The sequence below is a fragment of the Candidatus Eremiobacterota bacterium genome, from assembly GCA_031082125.1.
Classification (GTDB): Bacteria; Vulcanimicrobiota; CADAWZ01; order CADAWZ01; family Ess09-12; genus Ess09-12.
This window is the reverse complement of sequence record JAVHLM010000003.1, coordinates 338,551-355,060: the sequence shown is the minus strand read 5'-3', so window position 1 is coordinate 355,060 and position 16,510 is coordinate 338,551. Positions and strand designations below refer to the sequence as shown.

General features: G+C 52.8%; 12 protein-coding genes and 1 pseudogene. 9 read left to right on the top strand and 4 right to left on the bottom strand.

The features are described 5' to 3' along the window. Positions 1-208 precede the first annotated feature (208 nt). The 4 genes and pseudogenes from RDV48_05645 to RDV48_05630 all read left to right on the top strand — a co-directional run bounded on the left by RDV48_05645 (position 209) and on the right by RDV48_05630 (position 5,605). On the top strand, positions 209-904 hold the full coding sequence (locus RDV48_05645; GenBank protein MDQ7822260.1) for a hypothetical protein: 696 nt from the start codon (positions 209-211) through the stop codon (positions 902-904). 373 nt (positions 905-1,277) lie between these two features. Continuing rightward, a pseudogene (locus RDV48_05640) lies at positions 1,278-2,885 on the top strand (arylsulfatase). 137 nt (positions 2,886-3,022) lie between these two features. Then, positions 3,023-4,327: an anaerobic sulfatase maturase gene (locus RDV48_05635; GenBank protein MDQ7822259.1), complete on the top strand. Its 1,305-nt coding sequence runs from the start codon at positions 3,023-3,025 to the stop codon at positions 4,325-4,327. Between the two features lie 171 nt (positions 4,328-4,498). Beyond that, a complete protein-coding gene (locus RDV48_05630; protein ID MDQ7822258.1) occupies positions 4,499-5,605 on the top strand; it encodes a glycerol dehydrogenase in 1,107 nt (368 codons plus the stop codon). Positions 5,606-5,649: 44 nt separating this feature from the next. Here the strand turns inward: RDV48_05630 and RDV48_05625 are convergent, their stop codons facing one another. The 3 genes from RDV48_05625 to RDV48_05615 all read right to left on the bottom strand — a co-directional run bounded on the left by RDV48_05625 (position 5,650) and on the right by RDV48_05615 (position 8,532). After that, a complete protein-coding gene (locus RDV48_05625; protein MDQ7822257.1) occupies positions 5,650-6,888 on the bottom strand; it encodes a lipase family protein in 1,239 nt (412 codons plus the stop codon). A 61-nt stretch (positions 6,889-6,949) separates the two neighbouring features. Continuing rightward, entirely contained in the window at positions 6,950-7,663 is a 714-nt protein-coding gene (locus RDV48_05620; GenBank protein ID MDQ7822256.1) for a pentapeptide repeat-containing protein, read from the bottom strand. A 38-nt stretch (positions 7,664-7,701) separates the two neighbouring features. Then, on the bottom strand, positions 7,702-8,532 hold the full coding sequence (locus RDV48_05615) for an N-acetylmuramoyl-L-alanine amidase (protein ID MDQ7822255.1): 831 nt from the start codon (positions 8,530-8,532) through the stop codon (positions 7,702-7,704). Positions 8,533-8,650: 118 nt separating this feature from the next. Between RDV48_05615 and RDV48_05610 the strand changes: the two genes are divergently transcribed. Then, positions 8,651-8,794, top strand: a complete 144-nt coding sequence (locus tag RDV48_05610) for a hypothetical protein (GenBank protein MDQ7822254.1) — start codon at positions 8,651-8,653, stop codon at positions 8,792-8,794. A 232-nt stretch (positions 8,795-9,026) separates the two neighbouring features. Here the strand turns inward: RDV48_05610 and RDV48_05605 are convergent, their stop codons facing one another. Next, entirely contained in the window at positions 9,027-10,190 is a 1,164-nt protein-coding gene (locus RDV48_05605) for a carboxylate--amine ligase (GenBank protein ID MDQ7822253.1), read from the bottom strand. Positions 10,191-10,491: 301 nt separating this feature from the next. On the opposite strand from RDV48_05605, the gene RDV48_05600 reads away from it, so the two are divergent. The 4 genes from RDV48_05600 to RDV48_05585 all read left to right on the top strand — a co-directional run bounded on the left by RDV48_05600 (position 10,492) and on the right by RDV48_05585 (position 16,504). Continuing rightward, entirely contained in the window at positions 10,492-11,835 is a 1,344-nt protein-coding gene (locus tag RDV48_05600) for a pitrilysin family protein (GenBank protein ID MDQ7822252.1), read from the top strand. Next, positions 11,828-13,309, top strand: coding sequence for an insulinase family protein (locus RDV48_05595; GenBank protein ID MDQ7822251.1), 1,482 nt, complete (start codon positions 11,828-11,830; stop codon positions 13,307-13,309). Before RDV48_05600 ends, RDV48_05595 begins: the two co-directional genes overlap by 8 nt. 168 nt (positions 13,310-13,477) lie before the next feature. Next, a complete protein-coding gene (locus tag RDV48_05590; protein ID MDQ7822250.1) occupies positions 13,478-14,302 on the top strand; it encodes a hypothetical protein in 825 nt (274 codons plus the stop codon). A 3-nt stretch (positions 14,303-14,305) separates the two neighbouring features. Next, positions 14,306-16,504 (top strand): NHLP family bacteriocin export ABC transporter peptidase/permease/ATPase subunit, encoded by a 2,199-nt coding sequence (locus RDV48_05585; GenBank protein ID MDQ7822249.1) that lies wholly within the window; start codon positions 14,306-14,308, stop codon positions 16,502-16,504. Positions 16,505-16,510 lie beyond the last annotated feature (6 nt).

Sequence of the window (16,510 nt, the reverse complement as noted above, 5' to 3'; positions counted from 1 at the left end):
GTAAACACTCTCTTGAATAGGGATAGTAAGGGCTCCCCGGTCTTCATCGAATCACCTGCAGATGCTGCACGCTGTTTTCGGCCAGTCATCTGACCGTAGTGCATGGTATCCCCCTGTTTCTGCCTCTTGAAGAAAACCCTTCGCAGAGTATCCCGATCCATGGTAAAATGAGTATGGGAAAAATCCTCTCAAAGGAAGGGTCACGCATATGGACCGAATAGGCGCAGGGCAGCAGCCGGTGACAGGAAAGACGGTAATGGACAGGATACTGGAGAAGCACGAGAATCCTGTGGTAGAAAACTGGTCTCTTCCGGTGAGCAAAACGAAGGATCACGTGGCCGAAACCATGCTCCGGGAATACCGGGAGTTAAAGGATGAATTCATAATGACCCATAAGGCATCGAATTCGATAGGCGAGCTCAAGATTCCGGTCACCATAAATGCCGATGGAAAAACTGTTGCGGCAGCGGGAAAAGCTATCCATATTGATGATGACCCCGCCACCCCTGACGAGATGGTAATCAAGGGAGAAACCGTCGAGCCATACGGCCAGGGCGGCAAGTCTTTCAATTCTTACACCATTACCTACCGGGAAGAAGGACAGACCCTGGTGAAAAAAATTCATCAGGCAGGGCATACCGAGGATGCCTGCGGAGATATCGGCATGGGCGGCGGAAATGAAGTGGCGTACCTTTTTGATAAATCCTCGCAGCAGCTTGTATATGAGTCAATGATGGGAAAGGAAGTCATACCCCAGAGCTTTACCAGACCTGCCGGAAAGGAAGATAAAGGGAGCCCTTCCTCCTCCGGTGAAGGTGAAGCAGTTTCACCCCGGATTCTAAAGACCGATGACCGGGTGTTTTTTGGCGAGTTTTCTCTTCCTATTAATGCTTCTTCCTCCTAGTTTTGACTGGTGACCTGCAATAGATGAGCCTGTGGCACATCCCTCACAATGATCAGCCGCCCCCCGTAATGAATCCTCTTTCAGTAGTATTTTAGCCTTTCATTTTTCTTAGATTTCAGGAGGGGGCATCAATTTGGACTTTTCTGGAAATTTATTGTATACTATTCTGCGGAAGCCGGGGGCAGCCGGTATCTCACTTCAATCAGCTGTCTATTTCCAATGGCAATTGTCATCCTGCTTCTGACCTGTAAAAATTGACGGCATCCTTATCGAGACTGTTTTTGCCGCACTTTTGAAACAACCGGCTCAAGAGAGCTGATATTCTGAATGAAAATTTTTATAATAACCAATAGAAAAGGAGTGATTACAGAACATGTCGATGAAACAGATTGCATCAAAAGTATTTCAATCATTTCTGACCGGAGCCGCCGGATTGATGCTTACCTGCGGCGTGTCATGGGGGCAGGCTTATGAAGACGGCATGGCAAGACCTACCGTAAAACCGGCTGACAATATGGAGCCGGTAATAGCTCATCCCCAGCAGGAAGCCGAGGCAAAAGCCAAATTGGACGCACTCTGCAAAAAAACCATCAAGAAGCCCAACATTCTTATTTATCTGATGGATGATGTGGGATGGGGCGATCTGGGGTGTTACGGCGGAGGTGCTGCAGTCGGCGCTCCCACGCCGAACATGGATCGTATGGCATCCCAGGGGCTTATGCTTACCTCGGCATATGCACAGCCGTCATCATCGCCCACAAGAGCGACAATTCTGACAGGACGCCTCCCCATGCGCCACGGAATTCTTCGTCCGCCGATGTACGGAGAAACAGGCGGACTGGGCAATGAAGTCACCGTCGCCAAAGTGCTCGGTGACAGCGGTTATGTGACTCAGGCGGTGGGCAAGTGGCATGTCGGGGAAAATGCAGCTTCTCAGCCTTAGAACGTCGGCTTCGATGATTTCTACGGGTTCCTCAGCGTATCTGATATGTACACCGAGTGGAGAGACCCTCATTTCTTCCCTGAGGTGGTTTACAGCCCCGAGCGCACAGCCATGATCAAGAGTTTCCCCTTTGACAGGCACTGGGTGCATGCCAAAAAGGGAGGCAAGATTGAAGATATCGCTGAAGTGACAATCCCCGTCTGTTCAACTCTTGACGAAAAGTGGACCGATTATTCGGTAAACTTCATCAAGAAGATGGCGAAGAGCGACAAGCCGTTTTTACTTTATCACGGCACAAGGGGAGCCCACTTCGACAATTATCCCAACGAGAAGTTTCTTGGTAAATCACCAAGCAAGTATCCGTACAAAGATGTGATGATTGAACTGGACGCCAATCTGGGCCGCATTGTTGATACCCTCAAAGAAACAGGGCAGCTTGAGAATACCCTTATCATCATCGCCTCCGACAACGGGCCTGAAATGGAAACATGGCCCGATTGCGGGTACACACCGTTCCGCGGCTCAAAAGGCACCACCTGGGAAGGCGGAATGCGGGTGCCATGCATCGTCTACTGGAAAGGCATGATTGAACCCGGAAGGATTTCCGACGGGCTGTTTGATCTTTCCGATATTTACAACACTTCCATAAGCCTGGCAGGAGCAAAATCAAAACTGCCCAGGGATCGTTTCATCGACGGCATAGACCAGACCTCTTTCCTGCTCTCAGACAATGGAACTTCCAACAGAAGAGTGGTATATTACTGGCTTCAGGATACCTTCTCGGGAACAAGAATCGCGGAATTCAAAGCAATGGAAGCTGCAGAGCAGGATGTGATGACCGATGTCAGCAGTCCGGGCGGTTTCTCGGGCGAAACCCTGACCTACACTTATGCCCGTATGTACAACCTTTTTCTCGATCCTAAGGAAAGCCACAGTTATTTTGTCAGGAAGACTCCCTATCTAGGAATCTTCAATGGTGCCAAGCTTACCCACCTGGAAACTTATAAGAAGTACCGGTCTAACACACTGTTCAAATAATACAAAGGGCATTTTACCGCCATACGTGAGAAAAGGGGGCGTCAAGTCCCCTTTTCAGTATTCACAATAAGACAGCCCCGATACCGGCATCTGTGGCGCTGGATTCCGATGCATCATGAAAAAGGAAATGTTGAGTAATGCAGGACAAAAACAGCAAGGTTCATGAAAAAAGGGAAGACAATCCGTCATTATCGCCGGCAAAGCCCCGGAGTTTTCAGCTTATGGCGAAACCGGGCGGTCCTTCCTGCAACCTCCGGTGTGAATACTGTTTTTATACTGAAAAGGAAGCCCTCTTCCCAGATGATTCAAAATTCCGCATGTCTTCTGAGGTGCTTGAGGCTTTTGTAAAAAAATTCATCGATGCAAGCCCGGGACCCGAGATCCAGTTTATCTGGCAGGGCGGCGAGCCGGCATTGATGGGTATTGATTTCTACAGGAAAGCACTCCAGCTGCAGAAAAAGTATACTACAGGCGCAAAACAGATAACCAACTCGATCCAGACCAACGGAACTCTGCTGGATGACCCATGGGGCAGTTTTCTTGCCGAGAACAATTTCCTGGTGGGAATCAGTCTTGACGGGCCACGGGAACTCCATGATTTATACCGGCGCGACAGGGGAGGAGACTCCACTTTTGATAAAGTGATGAACGGGCTGAAACTGCTTCAGAACCATGGAGTTCAGTATAATGTCCTCGCCTGCGTCAACCGCGAAAGCTCCCGGCATCCTCTTGATGTTTACCATTTCTTGAAAAACGAAGGAGTGGAATTCGTTCAGTTCATTCCCGTAGTTGAGAGAGCAAGGGACTGCAAAGCCATGGAACAGGGCCTTGCCATGCCTCCCCATATCGGCAAAAATGAGCCTGTACTGTCAGTAACACCCTGGAGTGTAGAATCCGAGGCATTTGGAGATTTTTTAGGGAGCGTCTTTGATGAATGGGTCAGAAATGACGTGGCTAAGATTTTTGTCATGAATTTTGAATGGATCCTAGCCGCCTGGTATGGAATCCCCGCTTCCAACTGCATGTATGGGGCGCAATGCGGGCAGTGCATGGTAATTGAGCACAACGGCGACATATATTCCTGCGATCATTATGTCTATCCTGAATACCGTCTCGGAAATATTCTGAATGACAGCCCGGCACAGCTCCTCAACAAAAAAGAACAGATGGATTTCGGCGCTGCCAAGGAAAAACTCCTCCCCCTCGAATGCCGGGAATGCAGTTTCATTTATGTCTGCAGGGGGCAATGCCCGAGACATCGCTTTTTAAAAACCTTTGATGAGGAAGAGGGTTTGAATTACCTCTGCAGAGGATTGAAAAAATACTACCGCCATATCTCCAGGTACATGGTAAATATGGTCAAACTGCTCGAAAACGGGCTTCCCGTTGAATATATCATGAAAGCTTTCAAAGGCCCGTTGTTCATACCACTTGATGAATAATGCTGAAGAAATCAGAATCTGGCTTTTCTTTACAAGCCCATGCAGAGGGACAAAGAGGTTTCCCACGGGCACAAGCGAGAATATACGTGAGGCATTAGCTTATATGGTCCAGTGTGCCGTGGTTATTATAGGTGCCAAGACAAATGAATCTTTTCCCTGGAGGATATGAATATGGTCTTGAAAGCAGTTTTTCCAGGAAAATATATTCAGGGTGAGGGAGTTCTCGACCAATTACCCGATTGGGTCAGTTTGTTAGGTAAAAAAGGGTTAATCCTGGCATCCGGTACGGTGAAAGACAAAGTCCTTCCCAGATACCTGAATGGTTTGACTGAACACTCGATTGGTATCGAGCCGTTTCAGGGGGAGTGCTGTGAAAATGAATTAAAGCGTCTTTCCAGCAGTATGACCGGCAAAAATATAGACGTTCTTGTCGGAATGGGTGGTGGGAAGACGATAGATACGGCAAAAATCGCTGCGGATCGTCTCGGGATTCCTGTGATCATCGTTCCCACCATTGCCTCGACCGATGCGCCATGCAGCGGCTGTGCGGTCATCTACTCGGAGAAAGGGCTCTTCCACTCAGTCTCCTATCAAAAAATGAACCCGCAGATAGTGCTGGTTGATACGTCTGTCATTGCCGATGCTCCCGCTCGATTCCTGATCTCCGGTATAGGCGATGCGCTGGCCACATGGTTCGAAGCCAGATCGTGCGATCGCACAAAATCGCTGAACGAGTGCGGCGGATATAGTACAATGGCAGGGCTCAATCTCGCCAGGCTCTGTTATGATACCCTGCTGATGTACGGTGCAGCGGCTAAAGTCGCCAGCGAAAAGCATATCGTCACGCCGGCCCTGAACCACATTGTAGAGGCGAACATACTGTTGAGCGGAATCGGTTTTGAAAGCTCCGGACTGGCGGCAGCTCATTCCATTCACAACGGGCTCACCGCCCTGGAAGAAACCCATTCGTTTTACCATGGTGAAAAAGTCGCCTTCGGCCTCCTGGCGGGTCTTCAACTCACCGATGCCTCTCGTCGGGAATCGGCAGAAGTGTTCTCCTTCTGTGAGGAAATCGGCCTGCCTACTACCCTTGCCGATATCGGCCTGCAAAATACCAGCCGGGATAAACTGATGAAGGCTGCTGAAAAGGCCTGCGCTCCCACGGAAGCCATCCATCACGAGGCGGGCACGATGACTCCTGAAAAAGTCCTCAATGCCATGCTCGCTGCCGATGCGATTGGTGAATCAAGAAAAAATTATAAGAGCCTGGTGCGATGAAAATCTCCGGCTGATTCCTGACATTGTATCTCTATCACATGTAATTATCTATAGCTGTCAAACCATCCCTTTGCGGTGAACAGAGCCGGGATGAAGGCAGTCATATGGTTGTAATCGCCCAGATTGCATATCCTCACTTTGTCGCTGCCCCGTTTCATGAAATAATAGGCGATTTCAGAAGCCTTGTAAGGTACTACATCGTCTTTCATGCCGTGGTAGAGGGTGGTGGGAGCCTCAGGATACCATTCATATGTGTTGTTGGCCTTCATTGTAGTGTAAAATGGGTGATTCCCCGTATTCATCCTTTTCAGGAAGCTCCTGGTGAACAGTGCGGCAGGATTGCGGGGCAGTATGCCGATGATCTCTTCCTCACGGTGGTTTCCATCAAGAAGTGTCGCAACAGTACCGTCATAGGGCGGGCGGAATATTTCTCCCATTGGCAGTTTAAGATTATAGGCGTTGTTATAGGCGAGCACCCCTTTTGCCATTACCGCGGAAGAGAGATAGCAGGGCCTGCCGATCCACGTGCTCCAGAGCATATAGAGGTTGTATGGTCCTGCCATAGGTGCCGAAGCGGTTACAGGCAGGTCAGGCCGATGCTCTGTCTCGAGAAGCCTCTGAAGCGCCATGGTGGAATGCCCACCCTGTGAATACCCCGCAAGAAACAGTGTGCCATTCAGAGCAACACCCAGTTTTGCACAGAGCTGCTTTGATGCTTTCAGCATGTCCAGGCTTGATGAAGCTTCCGATCCGGCGACAAGATAGGGATGCATGAGGGGCGAGCGGCCCAGGCCAATGTAATCCGGCATCGAGACCACGTACCCATGGGCGGCAAAGGTGTGAAGCATGAGTATTGATTCGCTGCAGGAGTTGAGATATGAAGGCGCCTTTCTTCTTTCAAAAATTGTGCCGTGCTGGTATGATAAAACAGGGAATTGCCCTGATGAGGGGTCGGGCACCAGCAGCAGTCCCGATACGGCAACTGTTTTGCCGTCTGTGTTGGCAGTGCTGTACTCCACAAGGTAGGCTTTGACTGCATTCTCTGCAGAGCCAGGCGTCTTGACATTACCATCGCCCTTTGAGAGCATATTTTCAAGAGCGCCTGGTTTGAATAAGGAATCAATCTGAGGTTTTGCATAGGCTCCAATCAGCTTGTACCGCACAAGCTCTCCAGGAGGTGGGAGCTTCTCTGCGAAGGCAGAGTGCGATCCTGATAATGGCAGGATGACAGCCATCAGGATGAGCACTAAGGCTGTAAAGAGTATTTTAGCTGAAGTCATCATGCAGTGCCTCCTCATATGGTATGATCAGCCTTTGGCCGGGAGATGGTACAAATCCGGTCTATTACGGGGGCGCCCCCCACAGCCGGAACATCTCCTCCCCGGATCTGATGTCCTCACCATCGTTGTCAGCGGCGAAGTTCGGGCGCTCCATGGCATACTCCCCGTCGATGACCGGCTTTCCCCGCACCCCGTGGAAGCGGCACGAGGTGAAGCGGGTGTTGCGGAGATGGCGGCCCTCCCAGTTGGAGCCGCGGAAGTCGCAGCGGAAGAACCACGTTCCCTCTGCAGTGCAGAGGTGGACGGCGTCCTGGGCCGAGAGATCGGCATCGCAGAAGTCGCAGTACCCTACATAGGCACGGTCGAAGGTGGTGTCATAGATCAGCGCACCCCGCATGATCGACTCCTTGAGGATGGCGTCGGTGAGATCGGCGCGATCGAGGAGGGCACTGCTGAAATCGGATCCGACAATGTCAGCCATCCGCAGGCGGGCCAGGCGGAGGTCGGCCTGGGTGAAGCGGCACCCGTAGAGGATGGCCCGATCCATGTCCGACCGGGAGAAGGCAGCCCGGGTGAGGACGCAATCCTCCATCTCGATGTCGCTCAGGATCGAAGCAGAGATCTGTGCGTCCACAAGGCTGCATGTCTCAAAGCGGGCGTCGATCATCCTGGTCCCAGTGGCCCGCATCCCGTCAAGGTTGGCTCCGCAAAGGTGGAGGCGCTGGCCGCCCCTTCCGTGCGCCCACTGGTCGTGCTGGGCAAGCACCTTGCGCGTCACATGCTGAGACCAGGTACCCTTGTAGATTCGTCCATTTTTCATAGCTCTGAAGAATATGAGGTGCTTTTCTGAGCCACAGTGAGGTATTTCTCGCAGGGAAGAGGGTCCCATTTCCCGTCATCGGGCAGATTGGGTTTGCTGGAATCAATACTGCCTCCCTGCATCTTTACGAAATATTCCTCTATGCCATCACCGATGGCCTCTGCGACGGTATGCCGGAATGCGGGATCCTTGAGCTTCGCCTCTTCTTCGGCATTGCTCACAAAGGCCGATTCGGAGAGCACAGCGGGCATGTCAGTGTACTTGATGACATAGAATTTTGCAGGGAAAGTGCCACGGGGGTGCAGCCCCAGTTTTTCCACCTGGTGGTCAAAGACGGTCCTCGCAAGAAGCTTTGATGCGGCGCTTCCCTTTGCATAATAATAGGTTTCAGTGCCGCCGGTTGCGGAATTATCAGAGGCATTGTTGTGGATTGAGACAAAGACATCCGCTTTGCTCTCATTGGCTACTTTGACGCGGGCGCCAAGCTCTTTTACCCCGGAAACCGAAGATGTCAGGGATGTGTCAGTGTCTCTTGTCATTATGACCCTGGCACCCTTGCTTTCGAGGTATCGCCTCAGGTTCAGAGCTATATCAAGATTTGCTTCTTTTTCAGTGAACTTGGTTGGTCCCACGGCGCCGGAATCGCCGCCGCCATGGCCGGGATCGATGCATATCTTCTTGTCCTTTAGTGCTGAGGCGGTTTCTGAAAGCTCAACGCCATCATATCTTACTGCAGGGCTGTCGTCGTCGCCTGTATGCTTTGCCATGCCAGAAGCCGCGTATTCGCTGATGTCTCCCATTGTCCGGCGTGATGAGATACTGTCCATGTCCTTTTCCTCACTTTGTGTCTCAATGTATGCCTGGTAACCCCCCCTGCTCCCAATAAAACTCCTTTAGAATTATAGCATGAGAATTCTCCAGAAACCATTTCAGAAATGTTAAATCATGGCGAAGAAATTTGTAAATGTGGACAGTATTAATGAAGAGCATGGCAAATGGGAGGCAAAGGCCGGCAATAATCTGTTCTCGATTGTTGACGGCGAGGGATGGATGCTCTTTACGGTGCCTTTGAAGCCCAGGGAAGGATAGTGCTTCGACTCAGAAGAGAGGGTAAAGCCCTGAGCTTCCCAAACGCACCGACAGGCTCACTCTCAAAAGAGTCTGGTCGGCAGTCTCCGAATATGGCGAAAACAATCTCTCCGCCAAGAGGCTCAGGCAAGATACTTCGCTACAATAACCGGGGCATTACGTTCGTCATGTCCAGGGACGGCAAAGTCGTGAACTTTTGCCTCTTCAAGTGATTCGACGAGTAAAGGGCCCCTTATCCCAGCTCGAGGGCATAGCCGGCCAGCTCCAGGATGGTTTCCCGCTCACTGGCCCTGGCCAGGTAATAGTAATCTCCCATGGCCCGGGCAAAGACGGGGGGCATCTCCCCTTCCGCCAGCAGGCAGCCGCCCCACCTCTCCCTCATGGCTTCATGAGAGTGGGCGTATCCTTTCTGCATCTTCCTGCCGATATAGCAGCAGTGGTATTTCCGTGAGTACGGCGAGCGGAACTCGTTGAAGGCGATCATATTCGCCCATTCCTGGTAGACATCAATATCGTTGGCATAGTTGAACATATCGGTGGTGAATCCCCCGGGAGGCCGTATGTTGACCTCGAGCCCCACGAGCTTCCCCTCTTTATGGGTTCTGAAAAACTCAAGGTGAAAGAACTTGCCGCGCACGTCGAAGGCTTTAAGGGTCTTTAGACCTGCGTCAACCAGGTCCTTGGGGATCTCCCGGAGCGAATAGTAGTAGACATGGCGATCCTCCAGCACGATTTCCATGATGCCCGAGCTGAAGGTATGGGAGGTATAAAAGACAGGGACGCCCTCCTGGTCCGTGAGGCCGTCGAAGCTGTAGATATCGCCGTCCACGAAGACTTCCAGGAAATACGGTATATGGGGATGCTCGTGAAAGACCTGCTCGATCTCCCCGGGGGACGAGACCTTGTACGTATATGCCGCTCCCACCCCGTTATCGGGCTTCGCCACAAGGGGGAATCCCGTTTCATTCGCGAATGAGAGAGCTTCCCTGAGATCGGCCACTCTCCTCCCGTCAACCACGTGAACCCCGCCCTTGCGGTACTTTGTCTTCATCCGTGACTTGAGCTTTATGTCATCAATGGTGTCGAGCTGTATCCCCTCGATGTTGAAATCGGTCCGGAGGCGAGCCTCGGATACAAGCCAGTGCTCGTTGAGCGACTCGATTCTGCTCACCCTGCCGTAGCGGTGAATGACCAGGGCCACTGCCCGGTAAAGCTGCTCGTAATCCTCCATGTTCTGCACGTGGTAATACTCGGTCAGCGATGCGCGGACAGGGTGCTCAAGGGCCTCCCACGGGGTGTCGCCGATACCGAGCACGGTGACCCCTCTCCGTTTCAGGGCTGCGCAGAAATTGTGGAATTGCCGCGGAAAATGGGGTGACAGGAATATGACATTCATGGTATGCACTTTCTCCGTGAAGCATGGTTGCAAGCATCCTGTAATCATTCTACGGCACGGGCATATTTTCCCCCGGTGAGGGTCTTCGGCATTGTCCACGGGTGAAGGGGCATGACCTGATGGGCTTGAAAATTTGGACTTTTTCAGAGATTTGTTGTATAATTTGCTGCGGAGGCCGGGCCCCAGGTTCCTGTCATCCAGGGTGAGCGGGCTCTTGAACAAGGCATGGCGTTCAAGGAATCTTAAGAATACCTGATTCCCTTAATGGGGGACACTATTGAGTTCAGTGAAAGGAGGTACTATGAGGAAATTTCTCCATGGGGGCCTGCTATTTTTGATCTGCTTGCTTGTCACTGCTCCCGCTTATGCCGAACTGTTCTCTTTCCCGGTGGAGTCCTACAGGCTCGATAACGGTATGGAAGTCGTGCTCATAAAGTGCGGAGATGACGGGGTGATGATGGACTTCCTGGCCTTCGATGTGGGGATGCGCTCTGAAAAGAAGCCTGAGGAGATCGAGTACACCCACCTGATGGAGCACCTGATGTTTCGCGACTCGGAGCACTATCCGGTCGAGAAAGTTGATGAATACTATGCACAGTATGGCGTCTATTCACAGGGTTATACCGCCAGTGACTATACCTGTTATTACAGGATATTTCCCCGGGAGGCCTTCAGGAGGCTTACCGAGATAATGACGGACAAGCTCAGCAGCCTCGTGATACCTGACGATCAATACAGAGCGGAGACAGGAGCGGTGCTGGGGGAGTACCTGGGGCATTACCGTATGCCCCTGAGCATGCTTGACAGCAAGCTCTATCAGATCGCCTATACCATCCACCCATACAGGGATATGCCGGAGCATCTTGATACCCTGAAGAAAATGCCCGAAAACCGCGAAAGGGTGATGAAGTTTTACCGTGACTATTATAAGCCGAATCACTGCCGGCTCGTGGTGGCGGGAGATATCGATGAGAAGAAAGTGAGAGAGATAATAAGGCAGAATTACGGGTCGCTCAAGTGTGGCAAAGATCTTCCCGAGGTTCCCCCTGAGCCGCCCCAGGGCGCCGAAAGAAGGGCAGACATCCTCTATCCCGGAAAGACCTCTCCGTATCTCTCGATCTCCTACCATATTCCCGGCTATGATCCTCAGAATATCGAGATCCCTGCCATTGACCTCATCCAGGAGCTCTCCTTCTCGGAAAGCTCCCCCCTTTACAAGCGCCTGGTGTACGAGGAGAAGATCGCGACCACTGTCGATTTCCCGGGCAGCTGCTCTACCCGCGACCCGGGCCTGTTTACCACCATTATGAAGCTGAAAGATAAAAAGGATATAGAGAAGGCAAAGGAGATCTTCTTCCAGGAGGTTGACTCCGTCAGAAAAAATCCCTGCGATCCGGAAAAACTGCGGCAGATAAAAGAGAAAAGGCGCTTCGAAACCCTCACGAACCTTGATTCACTGAACAGGATCGCCTTTACGTACGCGAGACCGTACTTTCTTTCAGGAAATACCCGGGCGGCTCATCTCTATTATGACAACTACTTCAGGGTGAAGCCTTCAGAAATCAAGGCCGCCGCGGAGAAATACTTTGCGGAAAAGAACCGGATCGTGGTGACGCTCACCGAAGGGAAGGATGCTCATGAGTAGATTCTGCATCGTGCTGGTCTTTATTCTCGCTCTCACCTTACCGACAAATGCCATTGAGCTTGATAAGGAGAAGAATACCGGCATTACCACGCTGGCACTCCCGGGCTCGGAGGTCGTGTATGTCGTGCTCTCGTTCCGCACCGGAGCCGTCAATGATCCCGAAGGGAAAGAGGGCCTGAATTATGTCACCACCCGATTGATTGAGGAACAGATAGACAGGGCGATCAACGAAAAGGCGCCGGCATCGGGAGCATCATTCTCCGCGCAGGCTGACAAAGAGATCACCACTTTTTTCTTCAAAGCCCACAGGGAAAAGTTCAATGAGGTCTATCCTGTTTTTATTGCAGGAATTACCTCGCCCCGTATAAACGCAGACTCGCTTCAGCGTGCCCTGGCCCAGGCCGCGAACCACCGCGACCATATCTCCAGGCATGGTGAAAGCCTGGCCCAGGCGGCTCTGGAGCGCTTCATCTACAGAGGCCACCCCTATGGGACACCCGATTCAGGCACGGAGAAATCTCTCGCGGCTCTCACCGTCCGGGAGGTGACCTCTTTTTTCGCCTCGCGCTATACAAAGGAGAATTACGAGCTAGGCGTAGCCGGCCGTGAATGCGGCATGATAAAAAAGCAGGTGATGAGCGATCTCGACGCGCTTCCGCCGGGAAAGCCTGAAATGAAAGCCATAGGTACCCCGGAGCCCATCGAAAGAAACAGGGTGCTGATCATCAGGAAAGATGGCGACGCCTGTGACGTAGCCCTGGGATTCCCCGTTGACTTCACCCGCGCCGATGATGATTTCTATCCGCTCATGATTACCAATGCGCACTTCGGGCAGCACCGCTATCTCAACTGCCTGCTCAGCCGCGAGCTTCGCAAGGTCCGCGGCTTCAACTACGGCGATTATTCCTACCTTGAAAAATTCAGGGAAGGCGGCCAGGACAAGATGCCCGGCGTAAGGATCCCCCGCTTGCGGCAGTACTTCTCCATATGGCTCAGAAGCCTCAGCAATGAGAATGCCTGTTTCGCCGCCAGATATGCGCTCTATCAATTCAATCAGATGGCCGAAAAGGGCCTCTCTGAGAAGGATTTCAGGATAATGAGGGATTTCGTGACCTACAACTCAAAGCTCTGGGACTATGACCCCTTCCAGAAACTTGGATTTTCAATGGATTCCGATTTTTATCATATTCCGTATTTCATAGCCTCCATCGGGGAGAGGATGAAGAAGATAACCGCCGGCGAGGTATCTTCGGCCCTTGGAAGAAGGCTTGCCGACCGGAAGGTAAAGATGGTATTTGTCACCGACGACCCGGAGACCCTCAAAGGCCGGCTGCTGGGAAAAATCGACGCACGCCCCGTGTATAAGAGCGCGCTCCCTGAAGATGAACGGAAGGTAGATGAGCAGGTGCTGAAATATGATCCAGGCCTTACCACCGGAGACATTGAAATTGTGGAGGCGAAGGACCTGTTTTAGCAGGCCCGTCCTCTCGTCCGACTCACTGCAAATCAGCCCGCATAGACGGAAGATGCTTTCGTTATGGGAATTCTGAGTTTGCGAATAGCAGATTGCCATGCTTTTAAGTAGTGAAGCTGGAAGGTTCAACAAGGAAGGAAAAAGAGATTTCCATAGAACTATCTTTTTATGAGGGAGATATACAGGAAAGAGGCCTTACAGAAGCTCACCTCGCCGGAGCAGCTCGACCAGTGCGTCACCATTGTAAGCTCCAGGGGGTGGCTTGCCCTCGCCGCCTCAGGGGTCCTTATACTCTTCGCGATCCTGTGGCTGATTTTTGGAAGAATTCCCATCACCATAAGCGGAGAGGGAATGCTGCTGGGCATGGGGGAAATGAAAGGAATCATCGCCGGCCTGGCAGGAACCATAGAATGCCTGCCGGTGAAGCAGGGAGATCGGGTTACAAGGGACCAGGTGCTCGCAAGGGTGCGAAGGACCGATTCCTCCGGCGGCGATGCCTTCGAAATCAAAAGCCCCATGACGGGAATTCTCGTATCGCTCCCTTTTGACGAGGGTAACTTCATAAGGCAGGAAGAAACCTTCGGGACCGTTCAGGCCGAAACTTCAGAAATAGATGCCGTCATTTTCATTTCAATGGAGAACGGAAAGCTTGTAACGCCCGGCATGGACATTCTGATATCCCCCTCGACGGTGAACAGGCAGGACTTCGGCTTCATTTACGGGAAGGTCGCCGGCATCACGGAGTTTCCTGTCACCAGGGCCGAGGTGATGAGGAAAGTCCATAATGAGACCCTGGCAGAGATCTGCCTGAAAGGAACCCCGAAGATCGGAATCCGCGCCATCCCCACCAGGGATGCCTCCACCGTGAGCGGCTACAAGTGGTCGTCAGGCAGGGGGCCCGCCATCAAGATCAGCAATGTCACTCCCTGCTCCGCCACCGTTATCTTGAAAACGGTGACGCCGCTCTCCCTCATGCTTCCAGTCAGGTTTTAGTGCATGAACGCTGAAAAAAAACGCTCCCGGAGAGTAAAGACACCGACAGTGCTCCAGATGGAAGCCCTTGAATGCGGGGCGGCGGCGCTGGGCATCGTGCTCTCCTTCTACGGCAGAAATGTGCCTCTTGAAAAGCTGAGAATAGAATGCGGCGTGACGCGCAACGGGAGCAAAGCCCTCAACATAGTGAAGACCGCACGGGAGTATGGTCTTGTCACCGAGGCTTTAAGTCTCGATATTGACGAGCTCTGCGGGCAGGAATTTCCTCTCATCGTCTTCTGGAATTTCAATCACTTCGTGGTTGTCGAAGGCTTCAGCAGGGAGTGGTTTTATATCAACGATCCCGCCTTCGGACCGAGAAAGGTGTCCCCTCAGGAATTCAGCGACTCATTCACCGGCGTGGTGCTCACCTTCAAGCCGGGGCCGGACTTCAGGAGAGAGGGGAGCAGAAGGACCATTATCGACAGCCTGAACACAAGGGTGGGGGGCTCGCGGAAAGCCCTTTTCTTCGCCCTCCTCGCGGGACTTGCCCTGGTGCTGCCCGGCATGGCAGTCCCTCTCTTCACCAAGATATTCATAGATGGTATCTTTTCAGGCGGCGTCGAGACCATGCTTTTTCCCCTGGTAACGGCAATGCTCATCATCGCAGTGCTCCGGGGATTCCTCACGTGGCTGCAGAGGTTCTGCCTGCTGAGGCTGGAAACGCACCTCTCGGTCAGCGAGTCCGGCAAGTACCTCTGGCGCCTCCTCAGGCTTCCTGTAGAGTTTTTCGAGCAACGCTTCGCCGGCGACATCGTCTCGAGGGTCTCCCTCAACGACAGGATAGCCCAGCTCCTTTCCAACCAGCTCTCCGTCACGATCCTGAATGTGTTTCTTGCCCTCTTCTACCTTGTCATCCTCTTTCTCTACAGCGCGCGCCTCACGGCCATCTGCCTCTTTCTCACGGCCCTCAATTTCGTGGCCCTTAAATATGTCTCAGACAGAAGGGTCCATGGGAACCTGAGGCTTCTCAACGACCGTGGCAAGCTCGTCGGAACGTCAATCTCCGGGCTCCGCTACATAGAGACCCTCAAGGCGAGCGGCACTGAGTCGGATTTCTTCTCCCGGTGGGCCGGGATTTTCACAAGGGTGATAAACGGCGAGCAGGAGCTCAATTTCCTGACATCTGCGCTCTCCATCCTGCCTGCGTCACTCTCATCGCTGGGAAACGTCATCATACTGATTCTGGGAAGCCTCATGGTGATGAACGGCAAGATGACCATAGGGTCCCTTGTGGCATACCAGAGCCTTATGGCCCTCTTCGTGACTCCCATCAATAACCTGGTGAACCTCGGCGCGAGCATCCAGGAGATTGAGGGCACCATAAGCAGGATTGATGACGTGTTCCGCTACAAAGTGAAAGGCGCTCTGCCGGGCCGCCGGGAGAGCGATGAAGGGGAAGTGCCCGGTAAGACCAACGGTGATGGCGCGGCCAGGGCCGGAAAACTTGAAGGGACTGTCGAGCTGAGGGACATTACCTTCGGATACGGCCCTTTTGACCCGCCCCTCCTCCAGGGCTTCAGCCTTTCCCTCTCTCCCGGCTCGAGGGTTGCCATCATAGGCCCGTCAGGCAGCGGGAAATCGACGGTCTCAAAGATACTCTGCGGCCTCTACGCCCCCTGGCAGGGAGAGGTGCTCTTTGACGGCAAGCCTCTCGCAGAGGTCCCGGCAGGTATCCTGAAGAGCAGCCTCTCGCAGGTGGATCAGACCATCATGCTCTTCGAGGGCACCATCAGGGAGAATCTGACACTCTGGGAGACCGCCGTAGAGGAAACCGACATCGTACTGGCGGCAAAGGACGCCTCCATCCACGACGACATCAACGAGAGGGAGTCCGGGTATGAAAGCCTCGTCGAGGAAGGGGGGAGAAACTTCAGCGGCGGGCAGCGCCAGAGACTGGAGATCGCGCGGGCTCTCGTCACGAACCCCCGCATCATAGTCCTTGACGAGGCTACAAGCGCACTGGACCCCCTCACGGAGCTCGCCATTGACGGCAACCTGAGAAGAAGAGGCTGCACCACCGTCATCATTGCCCACAGGCTGAGCACCATAAGGGACTGTGACGAGATCGTCGTCCTCGACGGCGGCAAGGTCGCGCAGAGAGGGACCCATGAGTCCCTCATCAAGGAAGAGGGACTTTACAGAAACCTGATAGAGATGTGAGTAATT